The 16,258-nt window shown below is 71.9% G+C and carries 21 protein-coding genes; 3 read left to right on the forward strand and 18 right to left on the reverse strand.

All coding sequences use genetic code 11. The features are described from left to right. The coding region (locus DVA66_RS06520) for a DUF6597 domain-containing transcriptional factor (protein WP_114559340.1) at window positions 1–747 on the reverse strand (747 nt) is incomplete at its 3' end. Between DVA66_RS06520 and DVA66_RS06525 the strand changes: the two genes are divergently transcribed. After that, window positions 746–1,213 (forward strand): VOC family protein, encoded by a 468-nt coding sequence (locus DVA66_RS06525; RefSeq protein WP_114559341.1) that lies wholly within the window; start codon window positions 746–748, stop codon window positions 1,211–1,213. The two genes, DVA66_RS06520 and DVA66_RS06525, sit on opposite strands and share 2 nt — an antisense overlap. An 11-nt stretch (window positions 1,214–1,224) precedes the next feature. On the opposite strand, the gene DVA66_RS06530 is transcribed toward DVA66_RS06525, so the two are convergent. The 15 genes from DVA66_RS06530 to DVA66_RS06600 all read right to left on the reverse strand — a co-directional run bounded on the left by DVA66_RS06530 (window position 1,225) and on the right by DVA66_RS06600 (window position 13,291). Then, a complete protein-coding gene (locus DVA66_RS06530) occupies window positions 1,225–1,935 on the reverse strand; it encodes a peptidylprolyl isomerase (protein WP_198671541.1) in 711 nt (236 codons plus the stop codon). A 5-nt stretch (window positions 1,936–1,940) separates the two neighbouring features. Beyond that, window positions 1,941–2,588, reverse strand: a complete 648-nt coding sequence (locus DVA66_RS06535; RefSeq protein WP_114559342.1) for a cob(I)yrinic acid a,c-diamide adenosyltransferase — start codon at window positions 2,586–2,588, stop codon at window positions 1,941–1,943. A 17-nt stretch (window positions 2,589–2,605) separates the two neighbouring features. Then, the gene (locus DVA66_RS06540) at window positions 2,606–3,046 is read right to left on the reverse strand and encodes a DUF2550 domain-containing protein (RefSeq protein WP_198671542.1); all 441 of its coding nucleotides are present in this window, start codon (window positions 3,044–3,046) and stop codon (window positions 2,606–2,608) included. Window positions 3,047–3,069: 23 nt separating this feature from the next. Continuing rightward, window positions 3,070–3,483, reverse strand: a complete 414-nt coding sequence (locus tag DVA66_RS06545; RefSeq protein ID WP_114559343.1) for a F0F1 ATP synthase subunit epsilon — start codon at window positions 3,481–3,483, stop codon at window positions 3,070–3,072. Window position 3,484: 1 nt separating this feature from the next. Continuing rightward, window positions 3,485–4,948, reverse strand: a complete 1,464-nt coding sequence (gene atpD / locus DVA66_RS06550) for a F0F1 ATP synthase subunit beta (RefSeq protein ID WP_114559344.1) — start codon at window positions 4,946–4,948, stop codon at window positions 3,485–3,487. A gap of 5 nt (window positions 4,949–4,953) precedes the next feature. Further along, window positions 4,954–5,865: a F0F1 ATP synthase subunit gamma gene (locus tag DVA66_RS06555; protein ID WP_114559345.1), complete on the reverse strand. Its 912-nt coding sequence runs from the start codon at window positions 5,863–5,865 to the stop codon at window positions 4,954–4,956. A 43-nt stretch (window positions 5,866–5,908) separates the two neighbouring features. Continuing rightward, window positions 5,909–7,546 (reverse strand): F0F1 ATP synthase subunit alpha, encoded by a 1,638-nt coding sequence (atpA, locus tag DVA66_RS06560; protein WP_114559346.1) that lies wholly within the window; start codon window positions 7,544–7,546, stop codon window positions 5,909–5,911. Between the two features lie 71 nt (window positions 7,547–7,617). After that, complete coding sequence (locus DVA66_RS06565) at window positions 7,618–8,421, reverse strand: F0F1 ATP synthase subunit delta (RefSeq protein ID WP_114559347.1); 804 nt, start codon at window positions 8,419–8,421, stop codon at window positions 7,618–7,620. Next, on the reverse strand, window positions 8,418–8,957 hold the full coding sequence (locus DVA66_RS06570; protein WP_114124742.1) for a F0F1 ATP synthase subunit B: 540 nt from the start codon (window positions 8,955–8,957) through the stop codon (window positions 8,418–8,420). Before DVA66_RS06570 ends, DVA66_RS06565 begins: the two co-directional genes overlap by 4 nt. A 2-nt stretch (window positions 8,958–8,959) precedes the next feature. Further along, window positions 8,960–9,184: an ATP synthase F0 subunit C gene (locus tag DVA66_RS06575; protein WP_114124741.1), complete on the reverse strand. Its 225-nt coding sequence runs from the start codon at window positions 9,182–9,184 to the stop codon at window positions 8,960–8,962. Window positions 9,185–9,239: 55 nt separating this feature from the next. After that, on the reverse strand, window positions 9,240–10,025 hold the full coding sequence (atpB, locus tag DVA66_RS06580) for a F0F1 ATP synthase subunit A (RefSeq protein WP_114559356.1): 786 nt from the start codon (window positions 10,023–10,025) through the stop codon (window positions 9,240–9,242). Window positions 10,026–10,098: 73 nt separating this feature from the next. Next, on the reverse strand, window positions 10,099–10,347 hold the full coding sequence (locus DVA66_RS06585) for a hypothetical protein (protein WP_114559348.1): 249 nt from the start codon (window positions 10,345–10,347) through the stop codon (window positions 10,099–10,101). Window positions 10,348–10,352: 5 nt separating this feature from the next. Beyond that, window positions 10,353–10,865 (reverse strand): hypothetical protein, encoded by a 513-nt coding sequence (locus tag DVA66_RS06590; RefSeq protein ID WP_157973871.1) that lies wholly within the window; start codon window positions 10,863–10,865, stop codon window positions 10,353–10,355. Window positions 10,866–10,969: 104 nt separating this feature from the next. Continuing rightward, on the reverse strand, window positions 10,970–12,103 hold the full coding sequence (locus DVA66_RS06595) for an MraY family glycosyltransferase (protein ID WP_114559350.1): 1,134 nt from the start codon (window positions 12,101–12,103) through the stop codon (window positions 10,970–10,972). Between the two features lie 12 nt (window positions 12,104–12,115). After that, window positions 12,116–13,291: an L-threonylcarbamoyladenylate synthase gene (locus DVA66_RS06600; RefSeq protein WP_232821812.1), complete on the reverse strand. Its 1,176-nt coding sequence runs from the start codon at window positions 13,289–13,291 to the stop codon at window positions 12,116–12,118. A gap of 48 nt (window positions 13,292–13,339) precedes the next feature. Between DVA66_RS06600 and DVA66_RS06605 the strand changes: the two genes are divergently transcribed. Continuing rightward, a complete protein-coding gene (locus tag DVA66_RS06605; RefSeq protein WP_114559351.1) occupies window positions 13,340–14,014 on the forward strand; it encodes a pyridoxamine 5'-phosphate oxidase family protein in 675 nt (224 codons plus the stop codon). A 227-nt stretch (window positions 14,015–14,241) separates the two neighbouring features. On the opposite strand, the gene DVA66_RS06610 is transcribed toward DVA66_RS06605, so the two are convergent. Next, window positions 14,242–14,424, reverse strand: a complete 183-nt coding sequence (locus DVA66_RS06610; RefSeq protein WP_157973872.1) for a hypothetical protein — start codon at window positions 14,422–14,424, stop codon at window positions 14,242–14,244. Between the two features lie 9 nt (window positions 14,425–14,433). Between DVA66_RS06610 and DVA66_RS21900 the strand changes: the two genes are divergently transcribed. Beyond that, window positions 14,434–14,562, forward strand: coding sequence for a hypothetical protein (locus DVA66_RS21900; RefSeq protein WP_269801602.1), 129 nt, complete (start codon window positions 14,434–14,436; stop codon window positions 14,560–14,562). Between the two features lie 814 nt (window positions 14,563–15,376). Here the strand turns inward: DVA66_RS21900 and prmC are convergent. Then, window positions 15,377–16,237 (reverse strand): peptide chain release factor N(5)-glutamine methyltransferase, encoded by an 861-nt coding sequence (gene prmC, locus DVA66_RS06620; RefSeq protein ID WP_332872858.1) that lies wholly within the window; start codon window positions 16,235–16,237, stop codon window positions 15,377–15,379. Window positions 16,238–16,258 lie beyond the last annotated feature (21 nt).

The following is a 16,258-nucleotide window of genomic DNA, read 5'->3' on the forward strand; positions in this document are numbered from 1 at the left end:
GCGGCCGAGGTCCAGCGCGGCGGCCGCCTGCTGCAGCCGGCGCCGCCGCAGCACCCACAGCGGTCCGGCGCCGACGTGGTGCAGGAACACCCGCTGCAGGGTGCGAGCCGAGACGTGCAGCCTGGTGGCCAGCGCCTCCACGGTCCGCACCCCGGGGTCCTCGACCAGGGCGAAGGCCCGACGCACCAGCCGGTACCCGGCGTCGGCCGCCACCGCGGCGGGGTCGTGCCGCCGCGCCACCGCCTCGACCAGGGGCTGCCAGGGGTCGTCGGCGTCCGGGTCGGTCGTGGCGACCTCGAGGACGTCGCCGGCCGGCAGCACGCGTCCCGCCCACGCCCGGGCAGCGGTACCGGTGAGCACGCTCAGCCCGCCGGGGTGGAAGGCCAGCCCGTGCACCACACCGGCCACGGGGAGCTCGACCTCGAACACCTCCGGCACCAATCCGTGCAGCAGCACCGTCGGGGTGGGGTGGCCGTGCAGCGGCGCCGCCGCGCCGGTCTCGTCGGTGGCCGCTTCCGCGGTCAGGTGCACCACCGGGTCCGACAGCACCCGCGCGGTGTGCGGCCGGCCGGGTGCCCGCTCCCAGCGGACGCGCCAGCGGTGGGACAGGACGTCGGCGAGCGGGCCCTCGACGTCCTCGCGCAGGGTGTCGGCCACCTGCTGGGTGGAGGCGGGACGCAGCACCCGACCGAGCTGTCGCGGATCTTCAAGCGCCACGGCACCGCCCCCGGCCAGGCTGGTCGGCATGAACGCACACGTCCCCGCCGGCCACTCCTCGTTGACCCCCCTGCTGGTCCTGCACCGCGCCGCCGAGGCGATCGCCTTCTACACCGACGTCCTCGGCGCCCGCCCGGTGGTCCGGATGGACGGCCCCGACGGCACGGTCGTCCACTGCGACCTCGACCTCGGTGCCGGCCGGTTCACGGTGATGTCCCCGTCCGAGGAGTACCACACCCGGGCACCCGACCCCGACGACGACACCGTCAGCTCCAGCCTGGGCGTGTTCGTGCCCGACGTGGACGCCACCACCCGGCTGGCGGCCGAGCGCGGGGCCACGGTCCGGGAGCAGCCGACCGACTTCGTCAACGGCGTCCGCTTCGCCTCGATCCGCGACCCGTTCGGCGTCCGCTGGACGCTGATGACGCAGGTCGAGCCCAAGACCGACGCCGAGGTGCAGGCCGCGCTGGACGCCTGGGCCGCCAGCTGGGCCTGACCGGTGTCCGCTCAGCCGACGGTGACGGTGGAGATCTCCGAGGGGTTGTTCGGCTTGCCACCGCCGACCTGGCCGAAGCTGCCGTCCTGGCCCTCGGTGGCGATCCGGGCCACCACGCCGATCGAGGCCTCGTCCATGGTGCCGAGCACGGTGTAGTCCGGCGAGAGCTGGGAGTCCTCGTAGACCAGGAAGAACTGCGAGCCGGTGCTGGCCGGCTGGGTCGTCCGGGCCATCGCCACCGTGCCGGCGCCGTAGGTCTCCTGCCCGGTCAGCTCCTCGGCGAAGCGGTAGCCCGGGCCGCCGGAGCCGGTCGCGGTGGGGTCGCCGCACTGCAGCATGAACAGCCCGCCGGAGTCGCTGAGGCGGTGGCAGACCGTGTCGTCGTAGAAGCCCTGGGTGGCGAGGGAGACGAAGGAGTGCACCGCGCAGGGCGCGGAACCGCGGTCCATCGTCACCGTGACCGGTCCCTGGTTGGTCTCGATGGTGGCGACCACCTCACCGGTGGTCTCGACCTCGCTCGACGGCGGGTCGACCGGCCGGGACGGCTGGCCCTCGGGCAGGTACTCGCACAGGGCGCCGACGGGCGCGGACTCCTGGCCCTGCGGGGCGCCGGCGGTCTCCTCCGGCGAGGGGGCGTCGTCCAGGGAGCTCTCCGGCGGGCTGCACGCCCCGAGCACGACGACACCGGCGGCGAGCAGGAGGGGGAAGGTTCGCTTCAGCACGGGCGTCACCCTGCCACATCCGCCTCCGGGTCGGCGGCTGCCGGACGCCTGCCGCGCCCGCTGCCGGGCACCCACAGCGTCTCCCCGTCCGGGACGGCCAGCCGCCGTGCCAGCACGAAGAGCAGGTCCGACAGCCGGTTGAGGTAGGTCAGCGCCAGCGGGTTGAGCCCGCCCGGGGCGGAGCCGTCGGCCGGTGCGGGGTCGGTGCCGTACACCGCGACCGCGGCCCAGGCCCGTCGCTCGGCGCGACGAGTGACCGTGCGGGCCACGTGCAGGGCGGCGGCCGCCGGCGTCCCGCCCGGCAGCACGAAGGAGCGCAGCACCGGCAGGTCCTCGGAGAACTCGTCGCACCACCGCTCCAGCCGCTGCACGCTGTCGGCGACCATGCGCAGCGGCTCGTGCTCGGGGTGCTCGACCAGCGGCGTGGACAGGTCGGCACCGAGGTCGAACAGCTCGTTCTGCAGGTGTTCCAGCACCTCCTGCACCTCGGGCTCCAGCCCGTAGGCCAGCGCCACCCCGAGGTGGCTGTTGGCCTCGTCGACGTCGCCGTAGGCCTCCACCCGCGGGTCGGTCTTGCCGGTCTCCGACAGGTCCGACAGCCGGGTGCGCCCGGCGTCACCGGTGCGGGTGTACACCCGCGAGATCGTCACCATGGCGACAGGCTAGGCGGTCAGGTCGGGTAGTCGTCGCGCGGCGGGGCCGCCTCCAGCCAGGACAGGAACCCCGTCACCGACTCCGAGTTCATCGCCAGCTCCAGCTGCTCCTGGCCGCGCCGCGACACCTGGACCACCTGCTGGTCGCTGTAGAGCACCACGGCCTCCGAGCCCTCCGGCGGACGCCGCCGCACCAGCGCGGTGCCCTCCCGCGGGATCCGCACCCGGGGGCGCAACGAGAGCGAGAAGACCCGGAACCAGTCCAGGTTCTCGCCCTCGTAACGCGCGACTCCGAGCGCCCAACCGGCGCCCGGAGTCGTGGTCTGGATCCGCATGGAGCACTCGAACATGCTGCCCGCGCGGGAGAGCCAGCGGCGGCGCAGGCCCATCAGGAGCAGCGGCAGGACCGCCAGCGCCAGCAGGCCGAAGACGATCTCGACGACCGGCAGCCACTCCATACCCGCAGACTACCGACGCTCGCTCACCTGGCCCGCTCGGCAGCCTTCACCCGGGCCCTGGCCCGGGCGATGGCGGCCTGCAGCTCCGGGTCGTCCTCGTCCGCGCCGACCCGGCCGAGCAGCTCCTCGAGCTCGGAGCGGGCCCGGCCGGCGTCGATCTCGCTGCTCATCGCGGCGTACTCGCTGAGGATCGAGACCCGGTTCTGCGCCACGGAGATGAAGCCGCCGTCGACCGCGACCACCTGGCGTCCGCCGCCCTGCTCGACGATCTCCACCCCCGAGGGCACCAGCACGGCCAGCACCGGGGAGTGCCCGGGCAGGATGCCGATGTCGCCCTCGGTGGTGCGCGCGGTGATGGAGGTGACGTCACCGGACCAGACGGAGTGGTCGGCAGCCACCACCTCGACGTGCAGCACGCTGCTGCCCGGCTCGGCCACCTCAGCCCTCCTTCTGCATCCGGGCCCAGTTCTCCTCGACCATGTCCATACCGCCGACGTTGAAGAAGGCCTGCTCGGCGATGTGGTCGACCTCACCGTCGCAGATCATCTTGAACGACTCGATGGTGTCCTTGAGCGGGACGCTGGAGCCCGGGATGTTGGTGAACTTCTCGGCCATGTAGGTGTTCTGGCTGAGGAACTGCTGGATCCGGCGGGCCCGGTTGACGACGATCTTGTCCTCCTCGGACAGCTCGTCGACGCCGAGGATCGCGATGATGTCCTGCAGCTCCTTGTTGCGCTGCAGGATCTGCTTGACCCGCACGGCCACGTCGTAGTGCTCCTGGCCGATGTACTGCGGGTCGAGGATGCGGCTGGTCGAGCTCAGCGGGTCCACCGCCGGGTACAGACCGCGGGAGGCGATCTCGCGGCTCAGCTCGGTGGTGGCGTCCAGGTGGGCGAAGGTGGTCGCCGGGGCCGGGTCGGTGTAGTCGTCGGCCGGCACGTAGATCGCCTGCATCGAGGTGATGGAGTGACCGCGGGTGGAGGTGATCCGCTCCTGCAGCTGACCCATCTCGTCGGCCAGGTTGGGCTGGTAGCCCACCGCGGACGGCATCCGGCCGAGCAGTGTGGAGACCTCCGAGCCGGCCTGGGTGAACCGGAAGATGTTGTCGATGAAGAGCAGCACGTCCTGGCTCTGCACGTCACGGAAGTACTCGGCCATGGTCAGCGCCGACAGCGCCACCCGCAGGCGGGTGCCCGGCGGCTCGTCCATCTGCCCGAAGACGAGGGCGGTGTCCTTGAGGACGCCGGCCTCCTCCATCTCGTTGATGAGGTCGTTGCCCTCACGGGTGCGCTCGCCGACCCCGGCGAACACCGAGGTGCCACCGAAGTTGTGGGCGATCCGGTAGATCATCTCCTGGATGAGCACCGTCTTGCCCACACCGGCGCCGCCGAACAGGCCGATCTTGCCGCCCTGGACGTAGGGGGTGAGCAGGTCGAGCACCTTGATGCCGGTCTCGAGCATCTCGGTCTTGGACTCGAGCTGGTCGAACTTCGGGGCGTCGCGGTGGATCGGCCACCGCTCCTCGATCTGGAGGGTGCTCGGGTCGGCGTTGAGCACCTCACCGGTCACGTTCCAGACGTGGCCCTTCGTGACGTCGCCGACCGGCACCGAGATCGGCTGCCCGGTGTCGCGCACCGGGGCGCCGCGGCGCAGGCCGTCGGTGGGCTTGAGCGAGATCGTCCGGACGATGTTGTCGCCCACGTGCAGGGCGACCTCCAGGGTCTGGGTCCGCTTCTCCCCCATCACCTCGAGGTCGACCAGCAGAGCGTGCATCAGGTCGGGCATCTGGTCGGCGGGGAACTCCACGTCGACCACGGGGCCGATCACCCGCGCGACCCGGCCGATGCCGTTGCCGCTCGCGTTGCCGTACCCCGGCTGGGTGTCGTTGATGGTGGCAGTCATTGTTCTCACTCGCTCTCGGAAGCATCGGCCAGCGCAGCTGCACCACCGACGATCTCGCTGATTTCCTGGGTGATCTCGGCCTGGCGCGCCTGGTTGGCCTCACGCGTCAGTCGCTCGATCAGCTGTTCTGCGTTGTCCGTGGCGGACTTCATCGCGCGCTGCCGGCTGGCGAGCTCGGAGGCGGCCGACTGCAGCAGGCAGTACTGGATGCGGCTGGCCACGTAGAGGGGCAGCAGCTCGTCCAGCACCGTCGCGGGGTCGGGCTCGAACTCGTACAGCGGGTACACCTCGTGGCCCTGGGACTCGTCCCCCCCGCTCTCGACGACCTCGAGCGGGAGCAGCCGGATGACCTCGGGGCGCTGGGTCAGCATCGAGACGAACCGGGTGTAGACGATGTGGATCTCGTCCACCCCGCCCTCCTCGGCCGGGGCGTTGAACGCCTCGATCAGGGTGTCGGCGATCTCGCGGGCGTGGGCGTAGGTCGGGGAGTCGGAGAAGCCGTCCCAGGCTCCGGCCACCTCCCGCTTGCGGAAGCCGTAGAACGCCGCCGCCTTGCGTCCGACCAGGTAGGGGGCCACGTCCAGGCCGTCGCCACGCAGCCGCTCGGCCAGCCCCTCACCCTGCTTGATCACCGAGGAGGAGTAGGCACCGGCCAGTCCGCGGTCGGAGGTGATGAGCACCATGGCCGCGCGCTGGGGGTTCTCCCGTTCGGTGGTCAGCGGGTGGTCGACCTCGGAGTAAGTCGCGACCGCCGAGACCGCACGGGTCAGCTCGCGGGCGTAGGGCGCTGCCGCCGTGGCCCGCTGCTGGGCCTTGATGATCCTCGACGCGGCGATGAGCTCCATCGCCCGGGTGATCTTCTTGGTGGTGGTGACGGAGTTCCGGCGCTGGCGCAGCTCGCGCAGGCTGGCTGGCATCCCTCAGACCCCCGTCCTGCTCGTCGTCGTCGTGGTCGGCACGTCAGCCCCGCTTGCCCTTGACGATCTGGGCCTGCTCGATGTCCTCGTCCTCGATCGCCTCGGTCTGCTCGTTGCCGACCAGCAGCTTGCCGTCGGAGGTCTGGAAGCCCTGCTTGAACTTCCCGATCTCCTGCTCCAGCGCGCTCGCGGTGTCGTCGTCGAACTTCTGGGTCTCGCGGATGGTCTGCAGCACCGGCGAGTTGTGGCGCAGGTGCTCCAGCAGCTCCTGCTCGAAGCGCAGCACGTCGTCGACGGGCACCTCGTCGAAGTAGCCGTTGGTGCCGGCCCAGACGCTGACCACCTGCTCCTCGACCGGGTACGGCGCGTACTGGCCCTGGCGCAGCAGCTCGGTGAGGCGGGCGCCCCGCTCCAGCTGGCGGCGGGAGGTGGCGTCGAGGTCGGAGGCGAACATCGCGAACGCCTGCATGTCGCGGTACTGGGCCAGGTTCAGCTTCAGCGAGCCCGCGACACCCCTCATCGCCTTGACCTGCGCGGCGCCACCGACCCGGGACACCGACACACCGACGTCCACGGCGGGACGCTGGTTGGCGTTGAACAGGTCGGACTGCAGGAAGATCTGGCCGTCGGTGATGGAGATGACGTTGGTCGGGATGTAGGCCGACACGTCGTTCGCCTTGGTCTCGATGATCGGCAGACCGGTCATCGAGCCACCGCCCAGCTCGTCCGACAGCTTGGCGCAGCGCTCCAGCAGACGGGAGTGGAGGTAGAAGACGTCGCCGGGGTAGGCCTCACGGCCCGGCGGGCGACGCAGCAGCAGCGACATGGCGCGGTAGGCCTCGGCCTGCTTGGTGAGGTCGTCGAAGACGATCAGCACGTGCTTGCCCGCGTACATCCAGTGCTGGCCGATGGCCGAGCCGGTGTAGGGAGCGATGTACTTGAAGCCGGCGGGGTCGGAGGCCGGGGCGTGCACGATCGTCGTGTACGCGAGGGCGCCGGCGTCCTGGAGGGTGCGACGCACCTCGGCGATGGTCGAACCCTTCTGGCCGATGGCGACGTAGATGCAGCGGACCTGCTTCTTCGGGTCGCCCGACTCCCAGTTCGCCTTCTGGTTGATGATCGTGTCGAGGGCGATGGCGGTCTTGCCGGTCTTGCGGTCGCCGATGATGAGCTGACGCTGGCCGCGACCGATCGGGATCATCGCGTCGATCGCCTTCAGCCCGGTCTGCAGCGGCTCGCGGACCTCCTGGCGGTCCATCACACCGGCGGCCTGCAGCTCCAGCGCGCGGCGGGCCTCGAGGTCGGTGATCTCACCCAGACCGTCGATGGCGTTGCCCATCGCGTCGACCACGCGGCCGAGGTAGCCGTCGCCGACCCGCACCGACAGCACCTCACCGGTGCGGCGGACGGTCGAGCCCTCCTCGATGCCCTCGGAGTCACCCAGCACCACGACGCCGATCTCGCGGACGTCGAGGTTCTGCGCGATGCCGAGCACGCCGTTCTCGAACTCGAGCAGCTCGTTGGCCATGGCCGACGGCAGACCCTCGACCCGGGCGATGCCGTCGCCGGAGGTGATGACCGTGCCGACCTCCTCGCGGGAGGACGCCTCGGGGGTGTAGTCCTGGACGAACCGGTCCAGCGCGTCCCGGATCTCCTCCGGGCGAATCGTGAGTTCCGCCATTGCTCTGCGTCCCTAGCTCTCGTGTCGATCGTCTGCTTGCAAGTATGTGCGTCTGCCTGCTGATCCGCGGATCAGTGCAGGCGGCGCCGGGCCTCTTCGAGGCGGGCGGCCACCGTGCCCTCGATGACCTCGTCGCCCAGCTCGACGCGGATGCCGCCGAGCACGGCCGGGTCGACGACGACGTGCATCGCCACCGGACGTCCGGCCTGCCGGGTCAGCACGGCCTGCAGGCGTGCCTGCTGGTCGGCCTCCAGCGGGCGCGCCACCCGTACCGTGGCGACCGCGCGCTGACGCACCTGGGCGGCCAGCTCGAGGTAGCCCTCGAGGGTGCGGGTGAAGCTGCGCTCGCGGGCCCGGACCGCCCGGGTCGCCAGCGTCGTGGTGGCCGGGGCCGCCCGGTCGACGAGCAGCCCGCGGACCAGCTCCTCGCGTCGCCCCACCGAAACCGCACGGTCGGCGATGGCGTTGCGCAGCCCCTGGTCGGAGGCGACCAGCCGGCCGAAGCGGAAGAGCTCGTCCTCCACCTCGTCGAGCCCGGAGCCACCGGCCACAGAGGCGAAGACCGCCCGCACGGCTTGGCGCTCGAGGGCGGCCACGAAGTCGCGACCGCTCGCCCACCGGTGCTCCACCGCCGCGGTGAGGACGCTCAGCGTCCCCTCGCCCACCTTGCCCTGCAGCAGCGAGGTGGCCAGCTGCTGTCGGACCGATACCGGCTTGCCCGGGTCGGTCAGCGCCCGGCGCAGAGCCGGCTGCTGGTCGAGCAGGTCGACCACCGCGAACAGGTCGCCCGACAGGGTCGCCCCGTGCTGGGCGTCGAGCACGGCGTCCAGCGCGGACAGCCGGCTCGTCTCGGCGGCGTGTGCGGACGGCGTCATACCCGCTCGCTCTCGGCCGGCGAGGACTCCAGATCGGCGATGAAGCGCTCCACCGTGCGGCGGGCGCGCTCGTCGTCGTCCAGGGACTCACCGACGATCCGACCGGCCAGGGTGGTGGCCAGGCCGCCGACCTCGGCGCGGAGCTGGGCGACCACCTGGCCACGCTCGGCCTCGATCGCGGCGTGGGCCTGGGCGCGGATCCGCTCGGACTCGGCCTGGGCCTCCTCGCGCATCTCGGCCAGGATCTGCGCACCCTGGTTCTTGGCGTCCTCCCGGATCCGGGCGGCCTCGGAGCGGGCGTCGGCGAGCTGGGCGCGGTACTGCTCCAGCGCGGCCTCGGCCTCGCGCTGCGCAGCCTCGGCCTTCTCCATCCCGCCCTCGATCGCGGCGCGACGCTCGTCGTACATCTGCTCGAACCGCGGCACCACCAGCCGCTGCATCACCACGAAGATGACGATCATGAGCAGGATGCCCATGACGATCTCGGAGGCGTAGTGCGGCAGCAGCGGGCCGAGGTTGATTTCGAGGAGAGGCATGATCAGAGCACGAAGGAGAAGGCGAGGGCGAGGATGGCCAGAGCCTCGACCACGGCGAAGCCGATCCAGGCGGTGCCCATCATGGCGCCACGGGCCTCGGGCTGGCGGGCGGTGCCCTGGATGACCGAGGCGAAGATCAGGCCCACGCCGATGCCCGAACCGATGACGGCGAGGCCGTAACCGATGAGGTTGAGGGAGCCCTCGATGATCGGACCAGTGGTTTCCATGGGGATTCCTTTCGGATCAACTCAGTGTGAGTGGTCTTGATGAGCAGGTGAGCGGTCAGTGGTCCTCGGCCAGCGAGGACGCCACGTACTGGGCGGTCAGGACGGTGAAGATGTAGGCCTGCAGCGACGACACCAGCAGCTCCAGGGCGAAGATCGCGAAGCTGAAGATGAGTGAGGCGCCACCGGCCACCTTGTTGACCGCCCCGTCGGCCTGGAACAGCAGGTAGGCGCCACCGGTGACGAAGACGAGCACCACCAGGTGACCGGCCAGCAGGTTGCCGAAGAGTCGCAGGCCCAGCGTCAGCGGCCGGATGACGAAGTTCGACAGGAACTCGATCGGGATGATGACGAACCACAGCGGCCAGGGCACACCGGCCGGAAGCAGGCTGTTCTTGAAGTACTTCATCCCGTGCCGGGCGACACCCGCCACGTTGTAGATGACGTAGGTGAGGAACACCAGGCCCCAGGCGTAGCCGATGTTGGAGAACGTCGGGAACATCAGCAGCGGGAAGAGCCCCATGAGGTTGTTCACCCAGATGAAGGAGAACAGGCCGACCAGGTAGGGGACGTAGCGCCGGAAGTCGTGCTGCCCGAGCACCTCGAGCGCGACCCCGTTGCGGATGAAGTTGTAGAAGTACTCGTTGAGGAACTGCAGCTTGCCGGGCACGACCTTGAGCCGGCGCGAGGCCAGCAGCCAGAGCACGATGACGATCACGGCCGCGAGCACGGCCTGGATGAACGGCTTGTTCACCCAGTCGGGTCCGCCGAAGCCGCCGACGAACTCGAAGTCCTCCAGGCTCGGAGTGTGCCAACCACCCTCCTCGCCGTGGCCGGTCTCCATCGGCACCGGGAACCTCATCGGCACTCCGGGCACGGTCAGGCCGCCCACGCGAGCTCCTCTCTGCGTCGACCGTTCACCGAACGGCTCCGTAACGCTTGATGATCATGTACACCGACAGCCCGAGGCCCAGCACGAGCCCCAGCGGCAGCAGGAACTGCGTGCCGAGGAAGTGGTCGCCCACCCAACCGAGACCGCCGTAGGCCAGAGGCCCCGCGATGACGTAGGAGAGGGCTCGGTAGCCCTCCCGTTCACCGGCGGCGTTGTCGGCCCGGGAGCGCTCCGCACCGGTGAGGACCCTATCAGCGGAGATCCGATCGGTCATGCTGGTCAACCCCCTTCCGAGACGTTCTCCGACACGTTGTCGTAGACCCTATCCGACGGCTCGTCGTAGATGGGAATCCGCAGCCGGCGGTAGGTCAGGACGACCCCCACGAGCCAGCCGACCACCGCCAGACCACCCGTCACGGCCAGTGCCATCGCGTTGACCCGGGCCACCGACTCGGCCGGGAGGTTGGACCACCCGACGACCAGCAGACCCAGGATCGAGGCGCGCAGACCGAAGGAGAGCAGCGAGGCCCGCATCAGGACGCGTGGCGCGGCACCGGCGAAGCGGATCTGGACGGCCTGGCCGATCGTGTCGAAGACCAGCACCAGGGCCAGCCCGACGAGGGCCGACAGGAGCCCGCGGGCCCCGTCCACGACGGCCCAGACCAGCACCGCGGGCAGGGCCAGCGCGTGGCAGCCGACCACGCCGCCGACCAGCAACCGGCGTGCCCGCTCGGCGAGCACGACCGCCTGACCGGCGTCTGCGGGGGACTCCCCGCGGGCGTCGATGCTCATGGTCGTCATGGTGGTCGAGATCCTCGTCTGCGGCCAGGATGCGGCCCGGCTCGGGGCGCTTGTGAAAACTAGCACAAGGGCCCGGGTGCGGCCGAAACCTGCGGTCAGCCCCGCCGGGAGGGGATCTGCGGGTGCTCGGTGGAGCGGTCCAGCGGGCGGCTGAGGGTGAGGACGACGGCTACCACGGCCAGCACCGCCACCCCGGCCATCACCACCCAGCTGCGGGACAGACCGATCGCGATGACGCCGAAGGAGATCAGCGCGGACCACAGATAGAGCAGCGCGACGGCCCCGCGGTGGGAGTGCCCGCGGCGCAGCAGCTGGTGGTGCAGGTGCTGCTTGTCGGCCACGAACCACCAGCGCCCGGCGATGGTGCGCCGGGTCCAGGCGAGCACCACGTCGAGCAGTGGTAGCGCGAGGATCGCCACCGGCAGCACGAGCGGCAGGTAGGCCGGCAGCACCCCACCGCCCTCGGTCCCGGGCTGGATCTGCGGCAGCCCGAACTGGCCGGTGAGGCTGATCGCAGAGGTGGCGAGCATCAGCCCGAGCAGCATCGAGCCCGAGTCGCCCATGAACATCTGCGCGGGGAACCAGTTGTGCGGCAGGAAGCCCAGGCAGGCGCCCACCAGGGCGACCGCGATCAGGGCCGAGGTGGTGGCGCGGGAGAGGTCCTGCTCACGGGTGAGCACGTAGCAGAAGGTGAAGAAGGCCATCGCGCCGATGGCGACCACCCCGGTGGCGAGGCCGTCCAGGCCGTCGACGAAGTTCACCGCGTTGGTGCAGAGCACGATGAAGAAGACGGTGATGGCGATCGAGGTGATGTCGTCCAGCGAGATGATCCGGTTCGGCAGCGGGATCCACATCATCCGCACGCCGTTGACCACCACGATCCCCGCGGCCAGCACCTGCCCGGCGAGCTTGACCAGCGCCGACATGTCGTACAGGTCGTCCAGCACCCCGACGACGCAGATCACCACCGCCGCGAGCAGCACGTAGGCGGCGTCGTGGGTGACCAACGGCTGGCTGCCCAGGAAGGGCAGCCGGGACGCCACCAGCACCGCCGCCGCGATCCCCACCAGCATCGCCACGCCGCCGAAGTACGGGATCGGCACCACGTGCACGTCGCGGTCGCGGACCCGGGCGACGGCACCCCAGCGCAGCGCCAGCCGTCGGCACAGCCCACTGACCAGGTAGGTGGCGCCGGCGGCGACCAGCAGCACCAGCAGGTACTCACGCACGGCGGGACGTCCTCAGCGGCGCTCGTCCGAGGTTCGGGCCGGCGGGTCGGCCGGCTCTCCCCCGGCCAGGACCTGGTCGACGACGTCACGCCGGTCCACGTCCTCGTCGCCCGGGATCGTCTCGCCCTCCTCCGCCGCGGGGTCGAGCTCGGCGGCGGTCGGGGCGGGGCCCGGGTCGTCGACGGGTACCGGGTCGCCGGTCGGGCTCTCGATCTGCCCCGCCCGGTCGTCGGCGGGCGCCTCCGCCGCCGCGGCAGCCTCGGGCACGTCGGCCACGACCGTCACGCCGTCCTCGGCGGCGTCCTCGTCGAGGACCACGACGGACCCGTCGTCGGTGACACTGGTGACGGTCTCCCCCGCGTCGTCCGGGACCAGCGCGTCCTCGGTGCCGGGCGTGACCGCCGTGTCGTCGGCGACGTCCTCGGTAGCGGTGGCGGCGCCGTCCTCGGGGACGTCCGTCGCCTCCGCCTCGGCGGCGTCCTCCCCGGTGCTCTCCTCGGCCGCGGCCTCCCGGGCCGCCTCGAGCTCGGGGCTCAGCGTCAGCTCGGGGACCGTGGCCTGCAGCTGCTCCAGGCTCAGCACCCCTTCACGCACCACGACGCCGGAGTCGGTGGTGGTGAAGTCGACGATGGTGGACGGCTGCGGGCCGGGCGTCGGCCCGTCGTCGAGGTAGACGCTGACCAGGTCGCCCAGCTGGTCGATCGCGTCGTGCACGTCGACCGCCGGCGGCTGGCCCGTCTTGTTGGCGCTGCTCACCGCCAGCGGCCCGGTCCGCCGCAGCACCACCCGCGCCGCATCGGAGTCGGGCACCCGCAGGGCGATGGTGCCCTCGGTGTCCCCGAGGTCCATCCGCAGGCTCGGCTGGGCGGTGAGGATGAGCGTCAGCGGGCCGGGCCAATGGGCCTCCATCAGCTGCTCGGCCTCCCGCGGCACCCGGGTGGCCAGCGCGCGGCTCACCGCCGGCTCGCTGACCAGCACCGGCGGCGGCATGTCGCGTCCTCGGCCCTTGGCGTCCAGCAACCGCTGCACCGCCTCCGGGGAGAACGGGTCGGCGCCGATCCCGTAGACGGTGTCGGTGGGGATCACCACGCACTCCCCCGCCTCGACGGCGGCCTGCGCGGCTGCGGCGCCCTGGTACAGCTCGTCGTCGCTGCACATGAAGTGCTGCCAGCCCTGCTCCTCGCTCACCCGGCCATCCTGCCAGAGGCGGCGGACCGGCATGGGAGGATGAACGCCATGAGGAGCAGCGACGACCTCGTCCCCGACGCCCCCACCGACGGCGGTCCGGCCGGCGACGTCCAGACCGTGGACTCGATCGCCGAGCTCGAGGAGGTCGTCGGCCACCCGCTTCCGCACGTGCGCGACAAGGTCCGACCCCGGCTGGTCGAGCTGGACCGTCGCTGGCTGGAGGTCTCCCCCTTCTGCGTGCTGGCCACCGCCGACGCCGAGGGCCGCTGCGACGCCAGCCCCAAGGGCGACCCGACCGGCTCCCTGGTGCACGTCATCGACGACGGCCACGTCGCGGTCGCCGAGCGTCCCGGCAACCGGCGGGTGGACGGCTACCGCAACGTGCTGGTCAACCCCCACGTCGGGCTGCTGTCCTTCGTGCCCGGGCGCGGCGACACCCTGCGGGTCAACGGCCGGGCCCGCCTGGTCCGTGACGCCCCGTGGTTCGACGCCATGGCGGTGCGCGGGCGGCGTCCGGTGCTCGCCGTCGAGATCACCGTCGAGGAGGTCTTCCACCACTGCGCGAAGGCCTTCCTGCGCTCCGGGCTCTGGCAGCCCGACACCTGGACCCCAGACGTGCTTCCCAGCGTGGCCGAGATCAGCAAGGAGCTCTACCGCCCGCAGGACGACCTGGGCGAGCTCCAGCAGTACTACGGCCCGTCCTACGCCGAGAAGCTGTACTGACCCACCCGGGGGTGGCGGACCCGGTCACCGTGGGGTGAGGCCGTGAGCTCCCCCGACCACGGACGCCCTGCGGAGCAGCCGCCGCTGCCGACCGTGCCCGCCGACGTCGTGCTCGACCGGTTCCTGCAGCTGCTCTCGGCGGCGAGGAGCATGGACGAGCTCACCGCGGAGCTGACCGGTGCGATCCTGCAGCTACCCGTCACCCGGAAGGACGCCGAGCAGACCGTCTACGCCGCCGGCTCGGTGCGCACCACCGCTGCGGTGTCGCACTGCACGACCATCCCGCGTCCGGACGGGTTCTGCTGCTGCAGGTCGTCGCCGACCGTCCCGACGGCGAGGTCGCCGGCACCGAGGTCGGACGGCTGGCGACGCCGCTGGTGGCCGCCGGTTTCGGCGAGCAGCGCAGCCACGGCTCCCACGTGGCCCGGGCCGGGTACCGGTACGTCCGCGGACCGCTGCAGGTCCGGGTCGACACGAGCGGTGGGACGTCGCCGGAGCTGCCCGAGCGGATCACCGAGATCAGGGTGAGCGCCGTCGCCACCGGATGAGGCCCGGCCCCGGCTGTCGGACGGGTCGCGTGCGCTGTTCGATCGCTTCGCCGCCCAGCCCGGGGCCGGCGCCGACCGGGCGGAGACCCTGCGTTCGCACGTCGAGAGCTCTCCCGCGCTCGTGCGCCAGCTCGACCGGGCGGTCGCGACCGACGAGCTGCGCGGCTTCACCGTGCAACCGGCCGACGTCGACGCCGGCGGCACCGACGACCCCTCCGCCCGCCACATCAGCGTCCCGCTCAGCCAGCTGGAGGACCGCTACGAGTGCGTCTTCGTGCTGGTCACGAGGTCCAGCACGCGCTCAACGGGCCGCGGCCGAGGACGCCGACGTCCGCTTCCCGACCGACCTGCACCAGCAGGCGAGCAGCGGCTCGCTCGACGACACGACACCGGTCGCCACCCTCATGCAGGCCCAGCGCTGGGACGCGGCCGGCGCGAACCTCGCCGGGTGGAACGCGCTGGTCAGCCACCACACCGCCGCGGCCGCCGAGGCCGGTCTGCCGCAGCCTTCGCTGGCGACCATCGCCGCCTCCGACGGGCGGACCCGCGACGTCCTCGATGGCGACGTGCTGACCGGCTGGACCCTGCGTCCGAACCTCTCCCCCGGCGCCGACCTGACCGCGGAGCTCAGCCCGGCCGACGTCGAGGGCATGGCGCAGAACTACGTCGACCGGCGCACGCCGGCGTCGCGTCGGCCGCCTCCACCCGGGCCGCCGCACGACCGGGTGCTCGCGAGGTGGTGCCGCCCGTGCGCACGCCGCGCTCCGGCGACCGCGGCCGCTGACGCCCTCCCGGCGAACCTTCGCGGACGGTCTCAGCCGCGGGTCGCGGTGACGAAGCGGGGACGTCCGTTGAGGTCGCGGTGGTCGCGCACCTGCTGCCACCCGTCGGCCACGAACAGCTCCACCACGCTGTGCTCCTGCACCTCGGCGTGCTCGGCGGTGAGCAGCCCGCCGGGTCGCAGCAGGCGCCGGGCCGTTCCGGAGAGGGTCCGCATCGCGTCCAGCCCGTCCAGGCCGGAGAACAACGCCAGCTCCGGGTCGTGGTCGCGCACCTCGGTGGCCACCGACTCCCACGCCTCCAGCGGGATGTAGGGCGGGTTGCTGACGACCAGGTCGACGCTGCCGTCCAGCTCGGGCAGCGCGTCGGCGAGGTCGCCCGCGTGCAGCGCGACCCCGGTGCCGGCCAGGTTCCGCTCGGCGTAGGCCAGCGCCTCCTCCGACAGCTCGACGGCGTGCACCCGGGCCCGTGGCAGCTCGTCGGCCAGCGCCTTGGCGATCGCGCCGGAGCCGGAGCACAGGTCGACCACCAGCGGTGCCGGCGCGTCGGCCAGCTGCTGCACCGCCCAGCCGACCATCACCTCGGTCTCCGGGCGCGGCACGAACACGCCGGGGCCGACCTCCAGCCGGACGTGGCGGAACCACGCCTCGCCGGTGAGGTGCTGCACCGGCGCCCCTCCGGCCCGGCGGCGCAGCAGCTCGCGGTAGCGCTCGTGCACCTCGGGCGTCATCGCGGGGGCCAGCACCAGCTGGCCGGGGTCGAGCCCGAGCAGGTGGCAGGCCAGCACCCGGGCCTCGGCCGCCGGGGCGGGGCAACCGGCGGTCGCCAGCTCGGCGGCGGCGGCGCGCAGCTGCTGCTGCAGCCCGGCCGGTCCTGCCAGCGGGGCCGTGCTCACCGTGCAGCCAGCCGTTCGGCG

This window comes from Desertihabitans aurantiacus, from assembly GCF_003344635.1.
Classification (GTDB): Bacteria; Actinomycetota; Actinomycetes; order Propionibacteriales; family Propionibacteriaceae; genus Desertihabitans; species Desertihabitans aurantiacus.

What these genes read in the sequence shown, in the direction of transcription:
- DVA66_RS06525 (WP_114559341.1), top strand. Translation starts at nt 746, where the DNA reads ATGAACGCACACGTCCCCGCCGGCCACTCCTCGTTGACCCCCCTGCTG.
- DVA66_RS06535 (WP_114559342.1), bottom strand. Translation starts at nt 2,588, where the DNA reads ATGGTGACGATCTCGCGGGTGTACACCCGCACCGGTGACGCCGGGCGC.
- DVA66_RS06540 (WP_198671542.1), bottom strand. Translation starts at nt 3,046, where the DNA reads ATGGAGTGGCTGCCGGTCGTCGAGATCGTCTTCGGCCTGCTGGCGCTG.
- atpD (WP_114559344.1), bottom strand. Translation starts at nt 4,948, where the DNA reads ATGACTGCCACCATCAACGACACCCAGCCGGGGTACGGCAACGCGAGC.
- DVA66_RS06555 (WP_114559345.1), bottom strand. Translation starts at nt 5,865, where the DNA reads ATGCCAGCCAGCCTGCGCGAGCTGCGCCAGCGCCGGAACTCCGTCACC.
- atpA (WP_114559346.1), bottom strand. Translation starts at nt 7,546, where the DNA reads ATGGCGGAACTCACGATTCGCCCGGAGGAGATCCGGGACGCGCTGGAC.
- DVA66_RS06565 (WP_114559347.1), bottom strand. Translation starts at nt 8,421, where the DNA reads ATGACGCCGTCCGCACACGCCGCCGAGACGAGCCGGCTGTCCGCGCTG.
- DVA66_RS06570 (WP_114124742.1), bottom strand. Translation starts at nt 8,957, where the DNA reads ATGCCTCTCCTCGAAATCAACCTCGGCCCGCTGCTGCCGCACTACGCC.
- DVA66_RS06575 (WP_114124741.1), bottom strand. Translation starts at nt 9,184, where the DNA reads ATGGAAACCACTGGTCCGATCATCGAGGGCTCCCTCAACCTCATCGGT.
- atpB (WP_114559356.1), bottom strand. Translation starts at nt 10,025, where the DNA reads ATGGAGACCGGCCACGGCGAGGAGGGTGGTTGGCACACTCCGAGCCTG.
- DVA66_RS06585 (WP_114559348.1), bottom strand. Translation starts at nt 10,347, where the DNA reads ATGACCGATCGGATCTCCGCTGATAGGGTCCTCACCGGTGCGGAGCGC.
- DVA66_RS06590 (WP_157973871.1), bottom strand. Translation starts at nt 10,865, where the DNA reads ATGAGCATCGACGCCCGCGGGGAGTCCCCCGCAGACGCCGGTCAGGCG.
- DVA66_RS06605 (WP_114559351.1), top strand. Translation starts at nt 13,340, where the DNA reads ATGAGGAGCAGCGACGACCTCGTCCCCGACGCCCCCACCGACGGCGGT.